This window comes from Aeromonas sp. 62-46 (genome assembly GCF_001898585.1).
GTDB classification, from domain to species: domain Bacteria; phylum Pseudomonadota; class Gammaproteobacteria; order Enterobacterales; family Aeromonadaceae; genus Aeromonas; species Aeromonas caviae.
The window spans coordinates 94,318-118,489 of the sequence record NZ_MKUI01000058.1; the positions used below are offsets into that span (position 1 = coordinate 94,318).

General features: G+C 59.7%; 18 protein-coding genes and 1 other RNA gene. 3 read left to right on the top strand and 16 right to left on the bottom strand.

All coding sequences use genetic code 11. From position 1 onward, the window contains the following. Nucleotides 1-121: 121 nt before the first annotated feature. The 7 genes from hyoA to BGO64_RS18320 all read right to left on the bottom strand — a co-directional run bounded on the left by hyoA (nucleotide 122) and on the right by BGO64_RS18320 (nucleotide 13,071). Nucleotides 122-4,468 (bottom strand): NACHT domain-containing antiphage protein HyoA, encoded by a 4,347-nt coding sequence (hyoA, locus tag BGO64_RS18290; protein ID WP_286701137.1) that lies wholly within the window; start codon nucleotides 4,466-4,468, stop codon nucleotides 122-124. 247 nt (nucleotides 4,469-4,715) lie between these two features. Continuing rightward, a complete protein-coding gene (gcvP, locus tag BGO64_RS18295) occupies nucleotides 4,716-7,592 on the bottom strand; it encodes an aminomethyl-transferring glycine dehydrogenase (RefSeq protein WP_286701138.1) in 2,877 nt (958 codons plus the stop codon). Between the two features lie 232 nt (nucleotides 7,593-7,824). Continuing rightward, nucleotides 7,825-8,214, bottom strand: coding sequence for a glycine cleavage system protein GcvH (gcvH, locus tag BGO64_RS18300; protein ID WP_010675081.1), 390 nt, complete (start codon nucleotides 8,212-8,214; stop codon nucleotides 7,825-7,827). Between the two features lie 76 nt (nucleotides 8,215-8,290). Beyond that, nucleotides 8,291-9,388 carry a glycine cleavage system aminomethyltransferase GcvT gene (gcvT, locus tag BGO64_RS18305; RefSeq protein WP_286701139.1) on the bottom strand — a complete coding sequence of 366 codons (1,098 nt, stop codon included), beginning with the start codon at nucleotides 9,386-9,388 and terminating at the stop codon, nucleotides 8,291-8,293. A 381-nt stretch (nucleotides 9,389-9,769) separates the two neighbouring features. Next, the gene (locus tag BGO64_RS18310) at nucleotides 9,770-10,990 is read right to left on the bottom strand and encodes an FAD-dependent 2-octaprenylphenol hydroxylase (protein WP_286701140.1); all 1,221 of its coding nucleotides are present in this window, start codon (nucleotides 10,988-10,990) and stop codon (nucleotides 9,770-9,772) included. A gap of 100 nt (nucleotides 10,991-11,090) precedes the next feature. Next, nucleotides 11,091-12,314 carry a 2-octaprenyl-6-methoxyphenyl hydroxylase gene (gene ubiH / locus BGO64_RS18315; protein WP_286701141.1) on the bottom strand — a complete coding sequence of 408 codons (1,224 nt, stop codon included), beginning with the start codon at nucleotides 12,312-12,314 and terminating at the stop codon, nucleotides 11,091-11,093. A gap of 187 nt (nucleotides 12,315-12,501) precedes the next feature. Further along, a complete protein-coding gene (locus BGO64_RS18320; protein WP_103242980.1) occupies nucleotides 12,502-13,071 on the bottom strand; it encodes a UPF0149 family protein in 570 nt (189 codons plus the stop codon). Between the two features lie 173 nt (nucleotides 13,072-13,244). On the opposite strand from BGO64_RS18320, the gene zapA reads away from it, so the two are divergent. Together zapA and ssrS are read left to right on the top strand one after the other, a co-directional pair. Then, a complete protein-coding gene (gene zapA, locus BGO64_RS18325) occupies nucleotides 13,245-13,577 on the top strand; it encodes a cell division protein ZapA (RefSeq protein ID WP_010675086.1) in 333 nt (110 codons plus the stop codon). A 16-nt stretch (nucleotides 13,578-13,593) separates the two neighbouring features. Beyond that, a non-coding RNA gene (gene ssrS, locus BGO64_RS18330) (6S RNA) lies at nucleotides 13,594-13,776 on the top strand. A gap of 133 nt (nucleotides 13,777-13,909) precedes the next feature. Here ssrS and emrD read toward each other — a convergent pair. From emrD to BGO64_RS18370, 8 genes are all read right to left on the bottom strand, one after another. Then, on the bottom strand, nucleotides 13,910-15,109 hold the full coding sequence (gene emrD, locus BGO64_RS18335; RefSeq protein WP_039038746.1) for a multidrug efflux MFS transporter EmrD: 1,200 nt from the start codon (nucleotides 15,107-15,109) through the stop codon (nucleotides 13,910-13,912). Nucleotides 15,110-15,380: 271 nt separating this feature from the next. After that, nucleotides 15,381-16,811 (bottom strand): ABC transporter ATP-binding protein, encoded by a 1,431-nt coding sequence (locus BGO64_RS18340; protein ID WP_286701142.1) that lies wholly within the window; start codon nucleotides 16,809-16,811, stop codon nucleotides 15,381-15,383. Continuing rightward, nucleotides 16,808-17,614 (bottom strand): ABC transporter permease, encoded by an 807-nt coding sequence (locus BGO64_RS18345; protein ID WP_010675089.1) that lies wholly within the window; start codon nucleotides 17,612-17,614, stop codon nucleotides 16,808-16,810. Before BGO64_RS18345 ends, BGO64_RS18340 begins: the two co-directional genes overlap by 4 nt. A gap of 2 nt (nucleotides 17,615-17,616) precedes the next feature. Then, nucleotides 17,617-18,579 (bottom strand): ABC transporter permease, encoded by a 963-nt coding sequence (locus BGO64_RS18350; RefSeq protein ID WP_039038749.1) that lies wholly within the window; start codon nucleotides 18,577-18,579, stop codon nucleotides 17,617-17,619. Next, nucleotides 18,576-20,102 (bottom strand): ABC transporter substrate-binding protein, encoded by a 1,527-nt coding sequence (locus BGO64_RS18355; RefSeq protein ID WP_286701143.1) that lies wholly within the window; start codon nucleotides 20,100-20,102, stop codon nucleotides 18,576-18,578. The genes BGO64_RS18350 and BGO64_RS18355 overlap by 4 nt, the downstream gene beginning before the upstream one ends. A gap of 195 nt (nucleotides 20,103-20,297) precedes the next feature. Next, nucleotides 20,298-20,960, bottom strand: a complete 663-nt coding sequence (locus tag BGO64_RS18360; protein ID WP_286701144.1) for a glutathione S-transferase family protein — start codon at nucleotides 20,958-20,960, stop codon at nucleotides 20,298-20,300. Between the two features lie 31 nt (nucleotides 20,961-20,991). Continuing rightward, nucleotides 20,992-21,600, bottom strand: a complete 609-nt coding sequence (locus BGO64_RS18365) for a glutathione S-transferase family protein (protein ID WP_041213036.1) — start codon at nucleotides 21,598-21,600, stop codon at nucleotides 20,992-20,994. 120 nt (nucleotides 21,601-21,720) lie between these two features. After that, on the bottom strand, nucleotides 21,721-22,176 hold the full coding sequence (locus BGO64_RS18370) for a hypothetical protein (protein ID WP_286701145.1): 456 nt from the start codon (nucleotides 22,174-22,176) through the stop codon (nucleotides 21,721-21,723). A gap of 200 nt (nucleotides 22,177-22,376) precedes the next feature. Between BGO64_RS18370 and suhB the strand changes: the two genes are divergently transcribed. Then, entirely contained in the window at nucleotides 22,377-23,180 is an 804-nt protein-coding gene (gene suhB, locus BGO64_RS18375; protein WP_286701146.1) for an inositol-1-monophosphatase, read from the top strand. A gap of 100 nt (nucleotides 23,181-23,280) precedes the next feature. Here suhB and BGO64_RS18380 read toward each other — a convergent pair whose 3' ends face one another. Then, nucleotides 23,281-24,156 (bottom strand): flagellar protein MotY, encoded by an 876-nt coding sequence (locus BGO64_RS18380; protein WP_039038755.1) that lies wholly within the window; start codon nucleotides 24,154-24,156, stop codon nucleotides 23,281-23,283. Nucleotides 24,157-24,172 lie beyond the last annotated feature (16 nt).

Below are 24,172 nucleotides of genomic sequence, written 5' to 3' on the forward strand. Positions count from 1 at the left end.
GCTAATTGATCAAAAGCTAATACCGTGGGAGATTGTGCTGAAAAGACCCTACCAAAGGTACTGGTTGGAAACTATTTCTCACTGCAGCCTGAGATAAATCCTGTTCGAAAGACTGGCAACTTTACGCAGGATTAACCCCTCTCTTCATCACCCCAGACCGAGACTGCTTTTCTGTCAGCAGCCTCGGTCTAAGGTCTAGCACATGTATGGTCAATGAAACTGCACCTCCCATTTCCCGCTCTACACGTCTGGCTTCATCATCCAACAGTTCCTTGAGCTCTTCTAAGCCGATTCTTTCCCCGCTATCAGGATGCTGCCAATACCGGTTCTTGGATATAGTTATAACTAAGGCACCTGAGCAGCGGGTCTCCAGAGAAAGGTATTTAATTGCCAACTGCTCCCCAATAGTTTCTCGTAAGACGTTGGCTGACCACCTGTTACCATCCTCAATTTTTAACTCGATTACAGCTTCATATTTGGATGCAAGTGAGCAAAGACGAATATCGGTCTCTTTTTCATCTGCAGTTACTGCTTCTTGAACAACCTTATAAAGCCCATTGGCAGCATGCTGTAATTCTTGTGCGATTGCACGCCGCATTAACTTTTCTTGATGTATTTCAGCCCACAGTTCACGTGGCGACTCATCGCTATTTAATAACTCATCGAGATCAGCCAAGCGATCATGCAGCAAGGTGAACATAGCCGCATTAGTAGTCAGTGGAAGTTCACCTTTATGTTCGAGTTCACGACATTGCTGTTCATCCAAGAGTACCGAATCAATTTCTTTGGCCCATGCTTCCTGAGCTAATGCCAGAATCCGATCTTTAAAATGAGAAAATAGGGGGTCAATGGCCATATCATGTTTAACTTGCCATCCTTCTTCTCCTTGTGACTCCAACAATGCAGTCAGAATTGCATTGCGTGCATATTCGGCATTATCACGCATATCGGGTGTATAACAGCCTTCATGTTCAGCATCATCCTGACGTCTTATATGCTGGTACGCCAGACGGGAAAGCCTGAGCAATAATTCAGGTGTGAAATCATTATTTCTTATATTAATGCCACCATGGCGTTCATTAAACAATTTTGTAAACCATTCCACGGCCTTGCTTAATGGCTCAGGTTCAATCTCTCGTAATTTTTCTTCAAGTACATCAACACCCAGCCCAGGGTTTAAACGAATCAAGGTTGATAGCCAGAGTAGCATAGCTGGCTCCAGCAGTTTTTTGCTTATATATTCCTGAGCCATAGAACATAGCTGAGCTTTCTGATCAATATCGCCATACTTTAAAATCAACTCAATCACTCTGGAATAGCGAGATATCAATGATGATAATTGAGATTCATCAGCGACTATGGGCTTAATTTCACTCAACCATGCAATCATACGAGGGATAAAAAGTATGGTCACTGGATCAGGGGCATTATGGAGGCGTTGCAACAACATTGAATGATGAATTTCATTGGCAGAGGTAGAGAGTACCCAATCAAGCTCTTTACCAAAAACCTCACTGATAGCAGATGGATGTTGCTTAACCAAGTCATAAATCCAACTTGGTAATTCATTCAGCTCAAGTAATGAATAGCGAGCGGCACGCATTGCCTCTTCATAGGTCAGCTGGCTTACCCAATTGGGCCCCTCAGCTTCAGCATAGAGCCCAGCCAAACCGAATCGCCATAAGTCGAAATATGTACTTCGTTGATCTTCTGGTCTCTCACAAATGAGAGTTGGGAGATGCTTTCGCCAGCACTCCATAAAAATCGTACGCAGCCAGTCTGTAACTGTTTCTCCAAAATGAGATTCGAGAAAAGAGCGATTCCAACCGGATAAATTACTACCATCCGAGCCACTTATCATCACTCTGAATAAATCCCAAGCCAAATTTTTACAACGTTCATCCGAAAAATTCTTGTCAGGACATTCTGATATTTCACGATGTAGCATCACCCAACTGGCACGGTTCTTTGCTGCTTTTCGCTCTCTTCTTTTATCTCGAATGGCTTCTTCACGCCGGGCTCTTTCATGCTTTATATCAAAGGTAGAGGGCTTCATTATCTCATCGAGATATAGAATCAAGTCCGGACAATCTATCACCAAGGGACGTAAGTCTATTGGCGAGATACGCAATAGATAAAGAGCAACATGCATAAGCATCTGACGCTCAAAAAATGGCTTATCTTTATCTTGAAGGTCACTGACTACCCAAGCCCGATCCAGCTGTACCGTGAAGTTAATAAGCGAATCATAAGGGATAATTTCAACCACCCGTTTCCATATATCATCGATCGGACATAGGGATTGCACCAAAGCATCAATTGCCCAAAAAACCTGCTTTCTATTTTTGCTATCAAGTTCATTTATTCGCTGTGACAATCCCTTATGAATTTTGTCATCATCGTATTCATGTTGACGCAGACGCAATGCAAGTACGCAAGCATGAATCCATTGTTCGGAACACTGGTGATCGAGCCCGCAAATGCAAACAGCAGCTAATGTACTGCTCAGATACTGGCGAGGAGACACCAAATGTGGCCATTGCTCTTGCCGCCATTGCAACCCATCCGAGATGAGGGTTACTAATTTTTCCCGCAGCTCCTCCAGTTGCGACATGACAAGTGGTGCATTTTTGATTAGCGATGGCAGTCGCCAACTTAGGTTGCTAACTGACCGCTTTTTCCATTGCAGCCAGCCTAATGACTGACAGAGCTGCGCTACAGAAAGATAGCTTGGAAACAGTGCAAGAATTGCTTCACGCACTATTTCGTCAGGCCAGTCAGGATGTTGAGAAACCATAAGTGCAGCTATTTCACCCAATCTTGGGTCGTTCAGCGCTTGCAGTGCATGAATTGCATAAATACGCTCCACCTCAACAAGCATTGAATCCGTGGCAACTGAATATACAAGATCAGAAGAGCCAAAAATCACTCCTCGCTCAATGAGCTGCAGCAAAACACATCGCACCTCATGATTCTCAATACCTTGCTGCCACTGCAGATTAATCTCATCAGTCAACTCAGGAGTCGCAAAGCGTTTAATTTGGATAGATGGAGTGTGTAAACCACGCCTCCCTCCTCTTCCATAACGCTGAACATATGCACCAAGAGCTTGTTTACGCTGAGCAAGAGTCAATGATGCAGGGTCGCCTTCATCCAGCAGCAGCGTCGGCTCATAGTCACGAATTGCTTGAAAAATATCGTCATTCAATGATGCCAGCCAACCTGCAAGCGCACGCTTGGAAGGAAGTACAATGGTATTACCCTTCGTTTCAATAAAGAGCAGCCGCTTGAGCGCCCGAAGCGACATCCCATTATTCCTCATCTCCTGCAATCTTTTTGCGGCAAGAAATTCTGACACTGAACGATGGTGAAAACGCACCCGGCCATAAGATGCGAACCCAAACAAAGGGCGCTCCAACAACGTTTTCCGTTCATCTTGTGTCCAATCTGACAAGATTATCGCCGGGTCAAGGGCAGCCTCACCCTGCTGAACATTATCAGCTTTAGCACTGTGTCTGATCGTCAGGCGACGGGTCAGCCACATGGCCAGAGCCAGCCTGCTCGCCCCCTCGATTGCCTTATCTATTGAGAGTTCGGTAAGCTCACCTCTATCTTCCCTATCCCGAGGTTTGAGTTTGATACGAATACTGGCTTCAACTTGCTGGCGATGGGTTCGAAGCTGAAATCCCGCACGCCAATCAGCGCATAGCTCAATGAGATCTTGAGGACGTCTGGCAAACTCAAAGGCGTTTTGCCTCTCAATGTCACTGAGTAATTCGGCTGTATTTTTGACACCCTGTAATTCGGCAAACTCAGCGATCTGAGGATTAGACAGCGGCATCAGAGCAACGGTGCGCCACTCAGGAATGGACTCTTCATTCGATTGGCCAGAGGAGATGGGCATATGCTCGCCCAACGCCATGCTGGCAAATTCTCTTTCCTTTTCTTCAGTCGACTGGAGCTTAATCTGTGGTGGTACCGGCAGTTTGCTGCGAACGAGTTGCCCATCAAAAGGGATCGGGCGGGTCGTCACCACCACTCGTACCCTGTTCAAGTTACTTTGAATACCTTTAACGAAACGATCCAACGCTTGTTTGAATGATCCCTTGGTCAACTGGAGTTCGTCATAAGAGTCCAGAAAAAATGTGGCTATCTCAGACTCAGAAGCCAGCCATAGATCAAAACGCGTCTCCTCCTCATAACCAAGCAGATCCCGCAAATGTGTGGATGCCAGACTGGCCAACTCAACAAAGAATGCGGCTTCACCATTTGCAGCCAAACGACGGGCTTGCTCGCGACATTCATGGGACTTGCCTGACCCCGCCTCGGAAATTAGCAGGATACGCTTTGAGCGTAATAATGTTTCCCAAGTGAGACCATCTAACCAACCTAGCTGAGTCAGAAAGTGCTGCTTATCAGCATCAAATATTTGTTTTTCATCAATATCTTTGTAAGTGCGTTTGATCATGACTGCTCGCTGAGTGCTGCTAGATGGATGACAGTAATAACCAGAGAAGAGAGCTTCAAACTGCCGCTGGCGGTACCAAGCGTATCTTACGAAAGATGGGGGCAATAAATCTCGATTAACCGGTAGCTAAATCAATAACCTGTTGATTTAAAGCAACAACTTAAGAAATGAGTTCTTTGTATTGAGAAAAAGGCCACCCCTGGGGGTGGCCTTGTGCATATTGGCTGTCAGTCTTACTGCGCCGCGATTACTTGGCGTAATCCTCGGTGGGTACGCAAGAGCAGAACAGGTTGCGATCACCATAGACATCGTCGATGCGGTTGACCGACGGCCACAACTTGCTGGCGCGCACCGCGTCGGATGGGAAGACCGCCTCGGCGCGGCTGTAGCCACGGTTCCACTCTGCATCCATCACGTCGTCCTGGGTGTGCGGCGCATGGACCAGGGGGTTGTCGGCGAGGCTCCAGTGACCGTCCTGTACCCGGGCAATCTCTGCGCGGATGGCGGTCATGGCTTCCACGAAGCGATCCAGCTCGCGCTTGGATTCGGATTCGGTCGGCTCGACCATCAGGGTGCCCGCTACCGGGAAGCTCATGGTCGGCGCGTGGAAGCCGTAGTCCATCAGGCGCTTGGCCACGTCCATCTCGCTGATGCCACTGGCTTCTTTGAGCGGGCGGATGTCCAGGATGCACTCGTGGGCCACCCGGCCGTTGCGACCTGTATAGAGCACGGGGAAGGACTCGCCGAGCTTCTTGGCCAGGTAGTTGGCGTTGAGGATGGCGACCTGGGTGGATTTCTTGAGCCCCTCGTCACCCAGCATGGCGATGTACATCCAGCTGATGGGCAGGATGCTGGCCGAGCCGAACGGGGCGGCAGACACGGCGCCGTTGTCACGGCTCTCCTTGTCGGTCTTGACCACGGCGTGACCGGCCACAAACGGTGCCAGGTGTTTCTTCACGCCGATGGGGCCCATGCCCGGACCGCCACCGCCATGAGGAATGGCGAAGGTCTTGTGCAGGTTGAGGTGAGAGACGTCCGCGCCGATAAAGCCTGGCGCCGTCAGCCCGACCTGCGCGTTCATGTTGGCGCCGTCGAGGTACACCTGACCACCATACTGGTGAACGATATCGCACACCTCCTTGATGGTCTCCTCGTATACCCCGTGGGTGGAGGGGTAGGTCACCATCAGGCAGGAGAGCTGGTCTCCGACCTCGGCGGCCTTGGCGCGCAGGTCGTCCAGATCCACGTTGCCTGCCTTGTCACAGGCGGTGACGATGACCTTCAGGCCCGCCATCTGGGCGGAAGCCGGGTTGGTGCCGTGGGCAGAGGCCGGGATGAGACAGACATCGCGATGCCCCTCGCCGCGGGACTCGTGGTACTTCTTGATGGCCAAGAGGCCCGCGTATTCGCCCTGAGCGCCGGAGTTGGGCTGCATGCAGACCGCATCGTAGCCAGTCACCTTCACCAGCCAGTCTTCCAGATCTGCCAGCAGCAGCTGGTAGCCTTGAGTCTGCTTGAGCGGCGCGAAGGGGTGCAGCTTGCCAAACTCGGGCCAGGTCACCGGGATCATCTCGGCGGTGGCGTTGAGCTTCATGGTGCAGGAACCGAGAGAAATCATGGCGTAGTTCAGGGCCAGATCTTTCGCTTCGAGACGGTGGATGTAGCGCAGCATCTCGGTCTCGGAGTGGTACTTGTTGAATACCTCGTGGGTCAGCACGGCGTCGGTGCGCAGCAGATCTTGCGGAATGGCGTGATGAGTCTGGGCGGCATGGTCGAGGGCCTCCACATCGAGGCCGTGACCCGCCCCAAGGAACAGGTCGAACAGCTCGGCCACATCGCCTCGGGTGGTGGTTTCAGAGAGGGACACACCGACCGCACCATCGAGATCCGCACGCAGGTTGATGCCGAGCCCTTCGGCCTTGGCAATGAGTGCCGCCTTGTCCGACGTCAGTACTGTGAGGGTATCGAACCAGCTTCCGTGCTTGAGGGCCACGCCCTTGGCGGTAAGGCCGAGCGCCAGGATGGTGGTCAGACGGTGCACGCGGGAGGCGATGGTTTTCAGCCCCACCGGCCCGTGGTAAACGGCGTAGAAGCTCGCCATGTTGGCCAGCAACACCTGGGCGGTACAGATGTTGGAGTTGGCCTTCTCGCGGCGGATATGCTGCTCGCGGGTCTGCATGGCCATGCGCAGGGCGCTCTTGCCACGGGCATCCTTGGAGACGCCGATGATGCGACCCGGCATGGAGCGCTTGTAGGCGTCGCGGGTGGCGAAGAAGGCGGCGTGGGGGCCACCGTAACCCATGGGCACACCGAAGCGCTGGGCACTGCCGAACACCACGTCGGCACCCAGTTCACCTGGGGATTTGAGCAGCAGCAGGGAGAGCATGTCGGTCCCGACGCAGGCCAGCCCCTTCTGGGCCTGGACGGCGGCAATGAGGGAACGCAGATCGGTCACATTGCCGGTGGTGCCCGGGTACTGGAACATGGCACCGAATACCTCTTCGCTCACGGCCTCGCCCGCAGGGCCGACCACCACATCGAAACCGAAGTGGACCGCGCGCTCCTTGACCACGTCGATCACCTGGGGGTGAACGTCGTCGGCCACGAAGAAGAGGTTGGATTTGGATTTGGCCATGCGCTTGGCCAGCGCCATCGCTTCGGCGGCGGCGGTGGCTTCATCGAGCAGGGAGGCGCTCGCCAGATCCATGCCGGTGAGATCCAGGGTGAGCTGCTGGAAGTTGAGCAGGGCTTCGAGACGGCCCTGGGCCAGCTCGGGCTGATAGGGGGTGTAGGCGGTGTACCAGCCCGGGTTTTCCAGCACGTTGCGCAGGATGACGTGGGGCACGTGGGTGTCGTGGTAGCCCATGCCGATGTAGCTCTTGGCGATCTGGTTCTTGGCCGCATAGCCCTTGAGCTTGGCCAGGGCCTCCACTTCGGTCATGGGGGCGCCGATACCAAGCGGCCCCGGACGACGGATGGCGGCGGGGACCGTCTGCTCAATCAGATCGTCCAGGCTCTCGGCCCCCACGGTGGCGAGCAGGGCCCGCACTTCTTCCTCACCCGGGCCGATGTGACGGCGGATGAAATCGGTTTTTTGCTCGAGTTCAAACAGTGACTGGGTCATTTCCCTATTTCCTGGTAATAGGTCCTGGCATGACATCCTGACAACCAAGACCTGATGTTCCTGTAGCCGGTCGATACCGGCTCCACTCATGTTCTGTGTCCGCCGCGGGCAGACGGGGAATGCGGCAAGGGCATCCCGAAGGCGCAAAGACTGCGCCCTTCCTGCAACCGCCATGGCCGCTGGATGGCAGTCATACAAGAGGGCCCTGCTGTGTTGGCAGGGCCCGGGGGCATTACTCTTCGTCCACCACGTTCTGGTAGCCTTCGGCATCCAGCAGGTTGGCGAGCTCGCCCGCGTCGTCCAGCTTGATGCGGAACAGCCAGCCGGCGCCGTAGGGGTCGGAGTTGACCAGCTCGGGGCTGCCTTCCAGCTCCTCGTTGACGGCCAGGATCTCGCCGCTCACCGGGCTGTAGATGTCGGAGGCGGCCTTGACGGACTCCGCCACGGCGCAATCTTCACCGGCGCTCACCTGCTTGCCCACTTCCGGCAGATCGACGAACACCATGTCCCCCAGCAGATCCTGGGCGTGCTCGGTGATGCCGACCACGGCTTCGCCGTTGGCTTCAACACGGACCCACTCGTGGGAGGTGGCATATTTCAGTTCGCTCGGGATATGGCTCATTTGTGCTTCCTTTATGCTCTTGGATCGCTTCAACAAAAATGGGGCGGCGAAGGTCAACTCTCGCCGCAATCAATGATTACACCAGCGGCTGGCCGTTGCGCACGAAGGCCGGCTTGGTGACTTTCACGGTGACCTGCTTCTTGCGGATCTCCACCTGGGCCTGTTCGCCGATATCACGGGGCACCCGCGCCAGGGCAATGCTGTAACCCAGGGTGGGCGAGAAGGAGCCGGAGGTGATCACCCCTTCCCGTGTCTCGCCGCTCTCGCTGGTGAAAGTGACCGGCATGCCAGCACGCAGCACGCCTTTTTCTTCCATCACCAGACCCACCAGCTTGGGCTGGTTGCCGGCGGCCTTCTGGGCTTCCAGGGCGGCGCGGCCGATGAATTGGCGGGAGGTAGGCTCCCAGGCCAGGGTCCAGGCCATGTTGGCGGCAAGCGGAGAGATTGACTCGTCCATGTCCTGACCGTAAAGGTTCATGCCCGCTTCCAGGCGCAGGGTATCACGGGCACCCAGGCCGCAAGGGGCCACGCCGTTATCCAGCAGGGCCTGCCACAGATCGCACGCCTTCTCTTGGGGGACCACGATCTCGTAGCCATCTTCGCCGGTGTAGCCGGTGGTGGCGATGAAGAGATCCCCGGCCTGCACACCGAAGAAGGGCTTCATCCCTTCGACCGCCGCATTCTGATCGGGGGTGAACACCTTGGCCGCCTTGGCCTTGGCGTGGGGGCCCTGCACCGCGATCATGGCAAGCTCGGGGCGCTCGGTCACGCTCACGGCAAAGTCGATGGCGTGATGGCGGATCCAGGCCAGATCCTTCTCGCGGGTGGCGGAGTTCACCACCAGGCGGTAGAAGGTATCGGTCAGGAAGTAGGTGATGAGGTCATCGATGACGCCGCCTTCCGGATTGAGCATGCCGCTGTAGAGGGCCTTGCCGGGGACGGTGAGTTTGGCCACGTCGTTGGCCAGCAGGTGTTGCAGGAAGGCTTTGACCCGCTCGCCGGTCAAATCGACGATGGTCATGTGGGAGACATCGAACATGCCTGCATCGGTGCGCACCACATGGTGCTCTTCCAACTGGGAACCGTAGTTGATGGGCATCTCCCAACCGTGGAAGTCCACCATCTTGGCACCCGCTTCCAGGTGTTTCGGATGCAATACAGTAGTCTGGATCATCGCTGTGTTTCCTTAAGCGTTCGCGACAACACTCGCAATCCGCCCCGGCTCGTCGGGAACTACGGACCACAAGCTCTGTGCTCGTTCCCGCCCGGGCGGGCAGGAGTGATTCCTTGAACGGAGCGGATTATATGACAAGCGTGCCGGGGCACCGCTCAAAAAAAACTAATCCTCACCCGACTCACTGACACCAGACACTAAGGCAAAAACAGTGATAAAAACAGCCAAAACCGCGTTATTGCGGGATTTAATGTTGATTTTTACCGTCCCGTCACAATTTCCAGAAAAACGTTTCGCTTCTCGCCAACATTAAAGGCTGACACCCCGAAGGGGCATCTCGCCCTGTCAGATTAGTTTTTTTGTTAAAACCCCGGGGTAATATTAGATTTTTTCACCTTTGGCCAGGGTGGGCAGCTCCCCATCCAGCCCCATGGCGGCCCGGATCATGCCCTGCTTGAGGGTACCAAGACCGTCGACGGCGCGAAGCCCCACCCCGCGCACCAGCTTCTTGAGGGGGTTGCTGCCCGCAAACAGTCGCTTGAGCCCCTCCATGGCCGCCAGCATGCGCGCCGCCTCGCTCTTGCGCCAGCGCTCGTAGCCCCGCAGGTTGGCGAGCAGGCCGATGTCCGCGCCCTTGCCGTGATGAATGAGGATCTGCTCCGCCAGAGCGGCGGCATCCAGCAAGCCCAGATTAACCCCCTGCCCCGCCAGCGGGTGGATGGTGTGGGCCGCATCCCCCACCAGCACCAGGCGCTCGCGGGCAAAGTCGCGGGCGTAGCGGGCGGTCAGCGGAATGGCGCTGCGAGCCCCCTCCACCTTGCACAGCCCGAGGCGCCCATCAAAGGCGGCGGTGAGCTGGCGGTTGAAGCCGTCGTCATCCAGGGCGCAGAGCGCCTCGGCGCGGGCCGCGGGCACAGACCACACGATAGAGCAGAGGTCGGGCTGCCACAGGGGCAGGAAGGCGAGCGGCCCCTGGGGGGTGAAGATCTGGCGCGCCACCGCCTCATGGGGCTCGGCACAACGCACCGTCGCCACCAGGGCGTGATGACCGTAATCCCAGCTGGTGAGCGGGATATCGGCCTGACGGCGCACCCAGGAGTGGGCACCATCGGCGGCCACCACCAGCTTGGCCGAGAGGGCCTGGCCATCTTCCAGCAGCAGCAGGGCGCCCGCTGGCCCGCACTGCAGGCTGGTGGCCCGGGCCGGGGTCAGCATCTGGATATTGCTGGCCCCCGCGATGGCGTCCAGCAGCGCAAGCTGGATCACCCGGTTCTCGACGATGTGGCCAAGGGCCCCCTGACGCAGGCTGGCAGCATCGAAATCGATGTGGCCGAAACTGTCCTGCTCCCACACCTGCATCTTCTCGTAGGGCTGCAGGCGGCGCGCCACCATGCCGTCCCAGGCGCCGACCCCTTGCAGGATGTGCTGACTCGCGAGGCTCAGGGCACTGACCCTGTTGTCCGGCGTCTCACCGAGCGTTGCATCGGGCAGCCGGCCTTCCACGATGGCCACCTTGATCGCCCGGTTCTTGAGGGCGGCAGCGAGCCCCAGGCCCACCATGCCCCCCCCCACGATCACCACATCCACATCTTGCATCTGCATTCTCTTGTGTCCTTTCCGGGCGGGTCGCCAGGATCTGCGAGGCGACGCCCACAGGCGTGCCTCTTGCTCGAAATCGTCTTTGCCGCCGGGGCGACAGCGCTTATTGGTCGCACACCTCGCCCACGAATCCCAGGGTGCGGGAGGCGAGCGGTGCCTTGAGCCAGGGCACTCTGCCCATCAGGGAGAGCGCCAGATTGCGGCCCACCACCAGGGGAGCGTGATGGTTTGAGAAGAGCTGGGCCAGGGAGGACGTGAGCCAGACGGTCTGGGCCTGATCGTCACGCCGCTGCTGCCAGTAGCCGCTTAACACCTCAAAGCCGCCGATGTCTTCCCCCGCCGCGAGCGCACGGGCCAGGGTCCGGGTCAGCACGTCCAGATCCCGCATGCCGAGGTTGAACCCCTGACCGGCGATGGGGTGCAGCAGGTGGGCGGCGTTGCCCACCAGCACGGTGCGCTGGGCCAGCGGGTAGTCGGCCACCGTCAGCACCAGCGGATAGAGGTGGCGCACGCCTGTACGCTCGATGCGCCCGAGGCGCCAGCCAAAAGCCTGCTGCAGACGGGCGAGAAAGGCGGCGTCATCCAGTGCAAGCAACCCCTGTGCCTCGTCCCGCGGCACGCTCCACACCAGAGAAGAGAGGCCGTCCTGCATGGGCAGCAGGGCCAGCGGCCCTCCATCGGTGAAGCGCTCGAAGGCCCGCCCAGCGGGATCCTCGGCGGTCTTGACGGTGGCGATGATGGCGCTCTGGCCATAATCGTGGCGACTGACCGGCATCTTGAAATGCTGGCGCACGAAGGAGTGGCCCCCGTCGGCCGCCACCAGCAGCCGGGTGCGGTAGCGCGCGCCACCCTCCAGGGCGAGCGTCACTCCCGCCTCATCGGGGTCGATGGCCTCAAGCCTGGCCGGGCACAACATACGGATCTGCGGGCTGGCGGCGATCGCCTCTTGCAGCACGATGCCCGCCGCCGACAGCTCGATCACCTGACCGAGGGCGGGCAGGCCATACTCTGCCGCCGACAGCCGGGTCTGGCCGCAGTGGCCCCGATCCGACACATGGATATGGGTGATGGGGGAGCAGTGGGGCGCCAGGTGCGGCCAGAGGCCGTGACGGGCCAGCGCCTCGCAGGTACCGGCGGAAAGCGCGATGGCACGGGCATCGAAACCGGGATGAGCATTGAGCTCGGGCGCACTCGCCTCCAGCAGCAGGATCTGCAGGGGGGCACCATCCTGTCCTTTCAGGGCGGCAAGGGAGAGGGCCAGCACGGCACCGCTCATACCACCGCCGACGATAGCCACGTCGACGTGAACCAGATCAGATTGAGACATGAGAAGAGGGCATAGGCGAAAAAACGTGGGCCAATCCTACCACAAAGGTGGCGGACGGGATGCGAAGCCACGGGCAAAAAACCGCTTTGGCACCATGGGTTAGCAGAGTGCCTCCCCTGCTCTCGCCCCTTGTAAAACAGAAAGAGCGCCGTGATGCGCTCTTTCATTGACCCGGTGGGAGGGCAGATCAGTGCAGGGTCGGCGGCGTGCTCGGTGCGACCGGGCGCTTGCCAAACTCCTCGAACGCCATCATGACCCCGAGGCGCACGTGTTCGTAGAGCACCAGGAAGGAGGCTTCGTTCTCTTCATCTTCCTGATCGAACTCGGCAGAGACCTGGGTGATGCTGGCGATGTCCTGAATCATCTCCTGCAGCTCTTCGGATGCCTTGGAGAGCTCCTGTTGGACCACGCCAAAGCCGGCCAGGAAGGCCTGGGACCAGTCCACCAGCGAGTCGATGCGCTCATCGAGCGGCGCCTCGTCGCTTGGCAGCAGCAGCTCGACGCCCTTTTGTGCCATCAGGCTCTCGATCACCTCGTGATAGAGGTCGGTCATCACCTGGCGCACCGGTGCCGGCAGGCCGAAACCGTCGTTGATCAGATCATTGAAATGGGGCTGCCAGCTTTTGTCGTCCAGGGCCACGCCACCGCACACCAGGCCGCAGATCACGCCATGGGCCTCGACGGCCGTCGCCATGAGGTCGTGCTGTGCCATCAGGTCCGCCACGGCGGCGTATTTCAGGGGGTTTGTTTTGCTCATCTAGGATCCGCTCAAAGTTCAGGCAAATATGCAGAATTTATGGCCGAGATCCTAGCATTCTCCCCCTGCCAGAGCCAGCAAGGCCTTGAAACTTCTGCATCTGCGCTATATAGTCCCGCCCAGTTGTCCACGTGGATAAAGGCGGAAATCAGCCCCGCCGTATTGAGGAAGGCATGAGCATAGAGGCCGTAGAAATCGTCATTCTGGGACGTCCCTACAAGGTGTCCTGTCCCCTGGGACAACAAGATGCCCTGCGCCAGGCCGCCGACCAGCTGACCGACAAGCTCATCGAGCTTCGTCAACGTTCCAAGGTCTCCAGCAACGAACAGCTGGCCGTCATGGCAGCGCTCAATTTCTGTCATGAGCTCTGCCTTGAAAAAGAGAAAAACCACCAATACTCTGAGACCATGGACAAGCGGATCAAGATGCTGCAACGCACCATCGAAGCCGCCTTGATCGAGCACGGACAATACGGTGAATCCAGCGAAGAGGCGCAACAGCCCTAATCGCACCGAGTTTTGAAATTCCCTGGAGTGTTTGTCAGCCGGTTCAAGTCCCCGAGCCGATATTCATACCAAACAGGGGGTCTGCCTTCTGGCTATTGAGCATGCTCGGCCCGACCGAGAAGCCTGCGGCCAGATTAGATCTCCGCCTTGAACCGACGGTTCAAGGGCCCAAACCGGCAACGGCATCTCCGGGGTACCTACCCAAAAAAGCCCGTCATCACGACGGGCTTTTTCTTTGCCTGCGCGGCAACCCCCTTCCACTCCCCTGCGGCGTCTCGCCACGCGGCAGGAGGCAGTAAAAAGCCCGCCAACGGAGCGGGCTCTTGGCAGTGTCAGACGGCCATCTGCTCGTGGGGCGCGCCGTGGTGGCGCAGCCATACAAAGCTCAAGGCCACGATCAGCACCATCACCGTCATGATGGCCCCCAGGGTCACCTGCCCCGTCATCGGGAAGCTGGCGGCCAGCAGGGTTACCACGCCAGCCCCCAGATTCTGCATGCCCCCGAGCACGGCTCCCGCGGTGCCAGCCTGGCCCGGGAAGGGCTCGATGGCACAGGAGGTGGCGGTCGGATAGAGAATGCCGCTGCCAATGAAGTAGACCGCAGCCCCGCCCACGAGGGAGGCAGCGCTCACCATACCGAGCAGCCCGGGTACCAGGATGATGAGCGACCCCAGGGCCAGGAAGGCGATGCCAAGGCGCATCAGCTTGCCCTGGCTCAGGCGAAAACTCAATCTGGCGGAGAGCCAGGCGCCGAACAGATAACCGGGCAGCGGCAGCACGAACAGCACGCTGACGGTGCGGGCACTCAGCTTGAGCACGTCCCCCAGCAACACCCCGGCCGCCGCCTCGAACACCGCGAGGCCGGCAAAGGTGGCCATCAGACAGAGCAGGTTGCCCTGAAAGCGCGGGTTGCCGAGCACATGACGATAGGCGGCGCCCACCCGCAGCGAATGCTGGCGGGCGGATGCTGGCAGCGTCTCCCCAAACCAGGCCAGCAGCGCCAGGGTGGTCAGGGCACCAAAACCGAACAGGAACCAGTAGCCGGCACGCCAGTTGAACAGCTCGGTGAGCCAGCCGCCCAGCACAGGTGCCAGCAGAGGGGAGAAGATGACCCCCATGCTCACCAGGCTGTTGGCACGGTTGAGCTCGGCGCCACTGTAACGGTCGCGCATCACGGTCCGGCTCATGGCGCCCCCTGCCCCGGTGCCCAGCCCCTGGATCAGGCTGCCCGCCAGCAAGGCGGTGAAGCTCGGGATCAGCTGGATGGTGAGGGTGCCGACCAGGAAGATCATCATGCCGATGATGAGCACAGGGCGACGACCGATGCGATCCGACAAGGGGCCATAAACGAACTGGGAGAGGCCGTAGGGAATGAGGTAGCAGGCCATCACCGCCTGCAGTTGGCCGGAGGCCACATGGAAGTCCCCCGCCATCATGGGAATGGAGGGCACATAAAGGGTCTGGGTCATCTGACCCACGGCGACCATCAGAATGGTCAGGAAAAACAGGGGATAGAAGCTGTGCCGATACATACTGTCGTCCGAAAAAAATCAAAAAGCCGCCACCCTCCGGGCAGGGATCTGCAGGAGGTGTCTGACAAAGGTCGTTGAAGAGGAACAAGGCGGAGGACCCGCACCCGCCAGCAGCAGGACGCTCTCTGGCTTGCGACAATCTTAGTGATTCATATCACAAAAAACGAACGAAACTTTATAATCTGCTTACCCAAGTTTTTCTAATGCGACGGGGCCCAAGGCCCCGTCACTGTCATCTCATCATGGGGGAAGGGTTCATCCTGTCCCCTCTTTACCCCACTCTTCTCACCTCGGCCGACGCGCCTTCGAACATGGGGGTACCCGCCTCCCCCAGTCTCAGACAACGAGGAGCAACCTTGCCGGCCAGCCCCTCGTCATGGGTCACCAGCAGCAGGGCGCAGCCTATCTCCCCCAGTTCCTCCAGCAGACAGGCGATGGTCTGTTGCTGGCTCAGGGGATCGAGCCGGGACGTGGGCTCATCGGCGAACAGCAGCACGGGGCGCAGCAACAGGGCCCGGATAAGCGACAGCCGCTGCAGCTCCCCTCCCGAGACCTGGTTTGGCAGGCGCGTCAGCAGCCGTTCATCCAGCCCCAACCGGGCCAGATAGTCGACAAGCCGATGGCGGGGCAGCCTGTGCAGACGCAGCACATCATCGAACTGGGTGGCGAGGCGTACCCGGCTGGCAAAGGCCTGCACCGGATCCTGATAGAGCTTCTGCCAGCGGCAGGGGGCTATCCCTTCCCGGCGCAGTACCTCCCCTTGCAGGGGGCGTTGCAGCCCCAGCAGCACGTTGCCGAGGGTGCTCTTGCCCGCGCCGCTCGGCGCCATGATGGCCATTCGCTCCCCTTGCGCCAGGGCAAGGTCGAGCCCCGTGAACAGGGGCTGATCCCCATATCCCATGGCAAGCTCCTTCCCGCGGATGAGCCAGTCACCGGTGGGAGGGACGGCCGCCTCGGGCCAGGCGGAGGGCTCCGCCGCCAGCAGGGCCCGGGTATAGGCATGGGATGGCGTGTGCAGCACACGCTCGGCGGGCCCCTGCTCCACGATCTCTCCTCCCTTGACCACCAGCACCCAGCCCCCCAATGCGCGAGCCAGGGAGAGATCATGGGTGATGGTCAGCAGATGGCGTCCACGGGCCAGGTAGCCCAGCAACAAGACACCCAGCCTGACTGCGGCCCGGCTGTCGAGCCCCTTGGTGGGCTCGTCGGCCACCAGCAGACGGGCCTCCCCCAGGGTGGCGGCGGCAAAGGCCGCACGCTGGGCCATGCCTCCCGAGAGCTGGTGTACAAAGGCGCCCTCCCGCCCGGCCAGTCCAAGCCGCTCGAGGGCGGCGCGGGCCCGCGATCGGGCCTCCTTGCCCCCTGGCAGCCACCCTTCCTCCACCTGGGCAAGCAACCCCATGGTGGGATCCAGCGCCAGCACCGGTTCCTGGGGCAGCATCGCCAGCTCGCGCCCCCAGAGAGTACGCAGGCGAGGCGTGTCGGCCAGGTTGTGATGGCGGCCACCCGACACCATCTCGCCCCGGCCTGCCAGGGGGGCTGGCAACGTCCCCATCAGGGCATGAGCCAACAGGGATTTGCCCGAGCCGCTCTCCCCGATCAGGGTCAGGGCGGTGCCGGGATGAATGGTGAAATCCAGCGCCTGCAACAGGGTTTTCTGGCCATCATCGACCTGCAACCCCTTGATATGAATGGCCGTCATGAGGTGGCTCCTTGTGAAGATGGCATGTCAAGGCCGCGCGTCTGATGAAGCAGCACCAGGGCCAGCAACATCAGCCCCATGACAAGAATGGGGGCCAGTAGCAGACGGGGAGCCTCCTGATAGTGGGGCAGTGCCTCCGTCATCATCAGGCCCAGCTCCGGCGTGGGCGGCTGAATGCCCACTCCGACAAAGCCCAGGGTAGAGAGGGTTAGAATGGCACCCGCTAGGCCGAAGGCCATCATGGTGAGCAACTGGGGGGCGAGCTCGGGCCAGAGATGGCGCCGCACCACATGGGCATGGCCGAATCCCAGCAGACGGGACGCCTCCACCTGGGGTGAGGCGAGCAGCCCCCGGCTGCGGGCACGCACCACCCGGTAATACTCCACCCACTGGGCCATGGCCAACCCGAGATAGAGGATGGCAAAGCCACCCTGGGCCATGGCGGAGAAGAGCAGCACCAGCAACAGGCCTGGCAGGGCCAGCACGCCGTCGGCCAGGCTGCGCAGCAGACCGTCGACCCAGCCGCCGCGCCAGGCCGAGAGCCAGCCCAGCAATGACCCCAGCAGCGCCGCCGTGATGACGCACAGCAGTCCCAGCAGCAGGGAGAGCCGGGTCGCCGCCGCGAGGCGCGCCATCAGGCTGCGCCCCATCTGATCCCGCCCGAGGGGCTCCTGCCAGGAGGGATCAGCCAGAAACTGTGCCAGATCCTGAGCCGCCGGATCGGGCCAGAGCACGGGGCCCAGCAGGGCAAACAGCACCACCAGCAGGAGCAGGCCCAGCCCCGTTTTGACAGACAACGACATGATCAGGACTCCTTGGGACCACGGGGGTCAATGGCAAGACAAAGCAGGTCGGTGAGGGTATTGAGCAGCACGAAGAGCACCGCCAGCACCAGCACGGTCCCCTGAACCATGGGGATGTCGCGCCAGAAGATGGCGTGCACCAGCGCATGGCCGATCCCGGGCCAGGCAAACAGGCTCTCGACCACCACGACCCCCTCGATGAGCAGCACCAGCTGCACGCTGGTGTAGGCGATGATGCTGACCCCGGTGTTGCGCAGACCGTGGCGCCAGAAAACCCGGGCCGGCGAAAGCCCCTTGGTGAGGGCAAATCGGTAATAACCGGACTGCACCACGGTGAGCACGCTTTCACGCACCACCCGGGAGAGCACGCCGGAGAGCCCCAATCCCAGGGTCAGGGCGGGCAGCAGCAGGTTGCTCCCCTCCCCGTGCCCTGCCGCACTGACCCAGCCCAGCTCCACCGAGAGCATCACCATGAGCACCAGGCCGAGCAAGAAGGGGGGCAACGCACGCATCAGCACGCTCCAGCCCAGGGTCAGGCGATCACACCATCCCCCCGGGCGCAGCGCACTCAGGCTGCCAAGCGGCAGCGCCACCACCAGCGCCAGCACCACGGAGGCGCTCGCGAGCGTCAGGGTGGCGCCCAGGTGATGACCCACGTCGGTGGCGACCGGTGCGCCCGTCACCAGGGAGCTGCCGAGATCCCCTTGCAGCAAGGCCCACAGCCAGTCGCCAAAACGGGCAAGGGCCGAGCCGGCCAGCCCCAGCTCGCTGCGCACCGCGTTGGCCGCCTCGGCGGTGACATAGTCATAGCCATAACGACCCGCCGCGATGCGAAAGGCGATGTCTCCGGGCAGGGACTGCACCATCAGAAAACAGAGTCCGGCCACCAACAGGGCAACCACCAGCGCCTGCACCAGACGCTGACCCAGTATCCCCATGACGCGAGACAAGGGTGTCGCTGTCATCGTGCGCTCCATGTCAACTTGTCCAGGCCATAGCTGCGCTCCTGGGGATCGAGTTCAAACCCCTCCAGCCCCCGACTGACCGCCGCGCTCTGGCGGTACCAGGCGATGGGCAGGAGCGGCAACTCCTGTTGCAGTGTCGTGGCTATCTCCCGGCGAGCCGCGGCGGCGTCTGTGGGCGACAAGGCTTGCGTGGCAAGACGGGTCAGTGTTTGCGTCATGGCCGGGGAGTGCCAGTTCATCACCCCCCAGTCCGCACCGGCAGGGGCCAAGTCCCCCAGCAAAGTGACCAGGGGATCCGGTACCAGGGCATAATTGCGGGCGTAGAGACCAAGCTGGAGGGAGCCGTCCTGATGGCCCGCCGGTATCTCGCTCGAATTGCCCACCGCCACCTTGAGATCCACCCCCACCGCCTTCCACTGCGCCTGCAGTGCCGTGGCGAGAAGCGGCAGCTCCGGACGGTCAGGGAAGGTACGCAAGGTCAGGGCGAAGCGCTCTTCCCCCTTGCGCAGCACACCGTCCTCTCCCAGCTGCCAGCCTGCAGCCGCGAAGGCCGCCCGGGCCGCCTTGACGTCATAGGCAAGCGGCGTCAACCCGAGCTGGTGCCACTCCCCCAGAGTGGGGGGAAAGAGCTGGGTTGCCGCCATCTCGGGATCCCGCAGCAAGGCGGCTGCCATACCACGACGATCGATGGCGAGACTCAGGGCACGGCGCACCACCGGATCGCTCAGACGGGGATCGGCGCCATTGAGCTTGAGCTGGATGGTCCGTGGCAGGGTGACCGAGGCGATGGAGACCCGTGACGCCTGCTGCAAGCGGCGGATGCTGACCGGATCCAGCCCCCAGACGATGTCGGCCTGACCGCTCTCGGCCATCAGGGTGCGGCTCTCTGCACGCCCCACCGTCAGGTAGCTGACCACCTCGATTGCGGGCCTGGCCCCCTGCCAGCCGTCGAAACGCACAGTCTCTATCCGCTGGGGTTGTTGCAGGCGGGTGATGCGGTAGGGGCCAGAGCCTATCACCTGGGTTACCTCGCCCTTGGCATCGTAGGCGGCCTTCGCCAGGATCTGGGTGCTGGGGTGGGCCAGCACGGCGGGCAGGGAGGCGAAGGGTTCGCTCAGGGTGACCTTCAAGACGCCATCGCCAGCCTCGATGGACGCAATGGGAGCGCTGGTCATCACGCCGGGCTTGCGCCAGGCCTGTTGCAGGGCAAAAGCGGCCTGCTCGGCGCTCACCTCGCTGCCATCGTGAAAACGGGCCCCGGGGCGCAACGTGAATCGCCACTGCAGACCGTCATCGCTACGCGACCACTCACTGGCAAGCCCGGGTTGCAGATTGCCTTTCCCATCGACATCCACCAGGGTCTCCGCCACCTGCATGCGAGTAAAGAAGACCCCGTTGCTGGCGGGGTCGACACTGTGGATCTCCCAGGGCCCCACCATGGCAAGCGGTTTGCCGTCGGCTGCAGTCGTTCCTGCCATCAGAGCCAGGGCGAACCACCCGGCTGCGGTGCATTTTTTTGTCATCCTTTCCATCCAAGCTTCATGTTCATCAACCAAAGAAATGGCGTTATAACATAACAATTAATCAGGAAGAATGACTTTTGATTTTTGATAAATGGCTTATTTGAAAGACAAAAAACGACTGCGATGCAGATCGTCAAACAACGGGGAGTCAAAGGGGAATAAAAAAGATGGCCCGTCAGGGCCATCATGATGGTGTCAGCGAGTCACCATCTGCTGCGCCCGCTTGACCTGATCCTCGGGGCTCTCATTGCGCGGTGGAATGGTGATGCCCTTCTGGCAGGCGGGCCTGGCTTCCATGCGTGCCATCCAGGCCTGCAAATGCACCAACCCCTCGATGGAGATACCACTCCAGTCGTGGATGCGCACCCAGGGCCAGGTAGCGATGTCGGCGATGCTGTACTCGTCCGCAAGATACTCATGGTGTGCCAGATGACCGTCGAGCACCTCGAACAGGCGTCGCCCTTCCTTCTGGTAACGCTCGATGGCGGCCGGGATCTTCTCGGGGAAATAGCGATAGAAGACGTTGGCCTGCCCCATCATGGGACCGACGCCCCCCATCTGGAACATCAGCCACTGGATGGCCCGGGAGCGACGCTTGGGATCCTGCGGCAGCAACTTGCCGGTTTTTTCCGCCAGATAGATAAGGATGGCGCCGGACTCGAACACCGCAAAGTCACCATTGTCCCGATCGACGATGGCCGGGATGCGGCCATTGGGGTTGATGGCCAGGAACTCGGGCTTCTTCTGCTCCATGGTCACGAAATCAAGGGGAATGACCTTGTAGGGCAGCCCCAGCTCTTCGAGGGCGATCGACACCTTGAACCCGTTGGGCGTGGCGGCAGTGTACAACTCTATCATCTTCGACTCCTTGAACGTTCAGGGGAAAGGATCAGGCCTGGGCGCTGGACCGGGCACTCACCCGGTCATGCCAGTCCTGCAAACGGGGCTGTTCGGGGGTGATACGCAGGCCGACCACCTTGCCAAAATCAATGGTACAGAGGGCAAGAATGTCGGCGATGGTGAAGCGCTCCCCCGCAATATAGGGCACCTCGGCAAGACGGGCATCAAGCTTGTCAAACCAGATCTGAGCCTGTTGCTTGCACTCCTCCCCCCATTCGGGGAAGACCCGCTCCCGGTCTTTGTAAAAACCGGTGATATGACGAAACGCCATACCGGTCGGCAGCCAGAGGTTGAACTCGATGAAGCGACTCCACATCTCTATGGTGGCGCGCTCCAGCGCGGTGCTGCCAAACAGGTTCGGTTCGGGGTGAAGCTCTTCAAAATAGCGACAGATGGCCAGGGTTTCACTCAGACAGGTTCCGTCATCGAGTTCCAGCACAGGAATGCGCCCGGCCGGGTTCTTGGTCAAAAAAGCGGGCGCCAGGTTTTCCCCCGCCCCCAGATCGACCTGCTGATATTCCATCTCGATCCCCTTCTCCGCCAGAAACATTCTGACCCGACGGGCATTGGGGGCTCGTCTCAGCTCATAAACCTTCATGTCACCTCCGTCGACGAACACACGGTGAGCCGCTGCACAGGCCATAGCAAAGCGGCACAATGTCGGTCAGTTATGACAAATATTGTGCCGCTTGAACAGCCCGCATCGAGGGTGAGATGATTAGCTGCTCAGTACCCCTGGTTGGCGCTGGCGCAGCAAGATAAGACGGGAAAGCAGCGGGAAATAGGATTCAAACTTGCTTTGCAGCACCAGGCTGCAGGCAGGATCCGCCAGTTCGGCCTCATCCAGCAGAATACCGTTGGAGACAAAATAAAAATGCGGATCCCGGACATCCGGCCCCTGTGGAGCATGTTCATACTGTCGATGCACCAACAGGGGAAGCACCGGCAATCCCAGTGCACTGCCTCCTGCTGGCCAGAGCGGAACAGGCCAAGCAGCCCCCTCTTCTTCCAGCAGCAGTATCGCCGCTTCGTCCTTCGACGGTTGCCACTGCTGGGGCTGCGCCACCCGGACCTCGGTGACATAATCGCTCTCTTCGCTGGCGGCACGCAGTGCGGCCAACACACCCAGAGTCGTCCGCGACGACGGTTTCTGACTGACTAATGACAGATTCATGGCTCATATCCCTATGCTCACCACAGCCTGTTATCCGGCTGTCGCGATAAGACTAGTTGATTACAGGTCTTTATTGGAGCCGTCAGATCTGTCAGTCACCACCCTGACCGAATGAGGGCATAGCAGTTGCTATTCCCGAATATCTTGGTAAGATATCGCGTCCTTTTATCCCCCGTTCTTTAACATCCAGTGGTGAACCTATGCATCCGATGCTGAATATCGCCGTGCGCGCTGCGCGCAACGCCGGTCAAGTAGTAGTAAAAGCCTTTTCTCAACCCGAGAACATCGAGGTTATCCAGAAAGGCAGCAATGACTTCGTGACCAACGTTGACCGTGACGCCGAAGCGGCCATCATTCACACCATCAAAAAATCTTACCCGGAACACAGCATCGTTGCTGAAGAGTCTGGCGAGATTGCCGGTACCAATCCGGACTACCAATGGATCATCGACCCACTGGATGGCACGACCAACCTGGTCAAAGGCATTCCGCACTTTGCCGTTTCCATCGCTCTGCGCGTCAAGGGCAAGACCGAACAAGCCGTTGTCTACGATCCCATCCGTGACGAGCTGTTCACTGCCACCCGCGGCAGCGGCGCCCAGCTGAACGGCTACCGCATCCGTGTCGGCAAGGCCAAAGAGCTCTCCGGCACCATCCTGGCCACCGGGTTCCCGTTCAAGCAGAAGCACCACATCGAACCCTACCTGAAGATGTTCCAGAGCATGTTCATCGAGTGTGCAGACATCCGTCGTGCTGGCTCCGCCGCGCTGGATCTCGCCTATGTGGCCGCTGGCCGCGTCGACGGTTTCTGGGAAATCGGCCTGAAACCCTGGGACACCGCCGCCGGTGAGCTGCTGGCCAAAGAAGCCGGCGCCATCGTCACCGACTTCATCGGTGGTCACAACTACGAAAACTCCGGCAACATCGTGGTAGCCAACCCCCGCGTGCTGAAAGAGATGCTCGGCAAGATCCGTGAAAACCTGCCGGAATCCCTGGCCAAGTAATCCCGGATACCCGCGAAAAAAATGCCAGTCGGTTCGCCGACTGGCATTTTTTATTCCTGACTACAGCGAAAATACCGCCCCTCTCGATGACTCAAGTGGATCAGATAGTGCCGTTGCGTCCCATGTTGATCACCACCCGACGGTTCTTGGCTCGGCCAGCTTCCGTTTCGTTGGAGGCCACGTGCTGTTTCTCACCGTGCCCTTCCACCGAGATCTTGCCCTCCTCGATGCCGAGATCCACAAACACCTGCTTGATGGCATCCGCCCGCTTCTCGGAGAGCTTCTGGTTTGGCCAGCGGCCGCCATAGCTGTCGCTGTAGGCGTCGATCACCACCACATCGATGCTCTTGTCTGCCTTCACATAATCACCGATCATCGCCAGCCGCCGCTTGGAGGCCGGTGACAACTGATCGCTGTTCTTGTCATAGGAGAGCACGCTGAAGGCGATGTCGTTGAAGCTGTAGGGCAGCAAGCCACTCAGGCAGTCCATGAACGCCTGGTACTTGACCCTGAAATTGACCGACGAGAGCGATACCCGCACCGGCCTGTCCTGACGATACCAGTCGCGATACTGGAAAGTCGGCATACGCCCTCCTTCCAGCTCGTCCAGCATGGTCCAGGCGGTCTGCCCCGCCACCAGGCCGTCAAACTGCTGATAGAACTGCAACTGGCTGATCTGACGCCCGGCCACCCCGGGACGCCAGCTGGGGGGCATGATCCCGAGGCTCACTGTCTGGGTACGCGCCTGGGGTCGCTGCCCCTTGAGCTCGAAATCCAGATTGATCTTGCGCCCGGCCCGGCTGACAAAGGCCCCGGTTCCCCAGCGGGGAATAGGATGCTCCAGCCTGCACTCCACCTGGGTATCAGAGGTCAGGCGCCAGACGGATTGATCCAGACCGGCGCCAAATTCGGTCACGCCCGCCTGCAACTGCATACTCACTGATATGCTGATCAACCCCAACACCCAAGCATTCAACGGCTTGTCCTCCACA

Bases quoted from the DNA above. Each gene is read 5' to 3' on its own strand.
- BGO64_RS18340 (WP_286701142.1), bottom strand. From the start codon at position 16,811: ATGACGGCCATTCATATCAAGGGGTTGCAGGTCGATGATGGCCAGAAA.
- ubiH (WP_286701141.1), bottom strand. From the start codon at position 12,314: ATGTCTCAATCTGATCTGGTTCACGTCGACGTGGCTATCGTCGGCGGT.
- suhB (WP_286701146.1), top strand. From the start codon at position 22,377: ATGCATCCGATGCTGAATATCGCCGTGCGCGCTGCGCGCAACGCCGGT.
- BGO64_RS18365 (WP_041213036.1), bottom strand. From the start codon at position 21,600: ATGAAGGTTTATGAGCTGAGACGAGCCCCCAATGCCCGTCGGGTCAGA.
- BGO64_RS18320 (WP_103242980.1), bottom strand. From the start codon at position 13,071: ATGAGCAAAACAAACCCCCTGAAATACGCCGCCGTGGCGGACCTGATG.
- BGO64_RS18350 (WP_039038749.1), bottom strand. From the start codon at position 18,579: ATGACAGCGACACCCTTGTCTCGCGTCATGGGGATACTGGGTCAGCGT.
- hyoA (WP_286701137.1), bottom strand. From the start codon at position 4,468: ATGATCAAACGCACTTACAAAGATATTGATGAAAAACAAATATTTGAT.
- zapA (WP_010675086.1), top strand. From the start codon at position 13,245: ATGAGCATAGAGGCCGTAGAAATCGTCATTCTGGGACGTCCCTACAAG.
- BGO64_RS18355 (WP_286701143.1), bottom strand. From the start codon at position 20,102: ATGACAAAAAAATGCACCGCAGCCGGGTGGTTCGCCCTGGCTCTGATG.
- BGO64_RS18360 (WP_286701144.1), bottom strand. From the start codon at position 20,960: ATGATAGAGTTGTACACTGCCGCCACGCCCAACGGGTTCAAGGTGTCG.
- BGO64_RS18370 (WP_286701145.1), bottom strand. From the start codon at position 22,176: ATGAATCTGTCATTAGTCAGTCAGAAACCGTCGTCGCGGACGACTCTG.
- gcvP (WP_286701138.1), bottom strand. From the start codon at position 7,592: ATGACCCAGTCACTGTTTGAACTCGAGCAAAAAACCGATTTCATCCGC.
- gcvH (WP_010675081.1), bottom strand. From the start codon at position 8,214: ATGAGCCATATCCCGAGCGAACTGAAATATGCCACCTCCCACGAGTGG.
- emrD (WP_039038746.1), bottom strand. From the start codon at position 15,109: ATGTATCGGCACAGCTTCTATCCCCTGTTTTTCCTGACCATTCTGATG.
- BGO64_RS18345 (WP_010675089.1), bottom strand. From the start codon at position 17,614: ATGTCGTTGTCTGTCAAAACGGGGCTGGGCCTGCTCCTGCTGGTGGTG.
- BGO64_RS18310 (WP_286701140.1), bottom strand. From the start codon at position 10,990: ATGCAGATGCAAGATGTGGATGTGGTGATCGTGGGGGGGGGCATGGTG.
- gcvT (WP_286701139.1), bottom strand. From the start codon at position 9,388: ATGATCCAGACTACTGTATTGCATCCGAAACACCTGGAAGCGGGTGCC.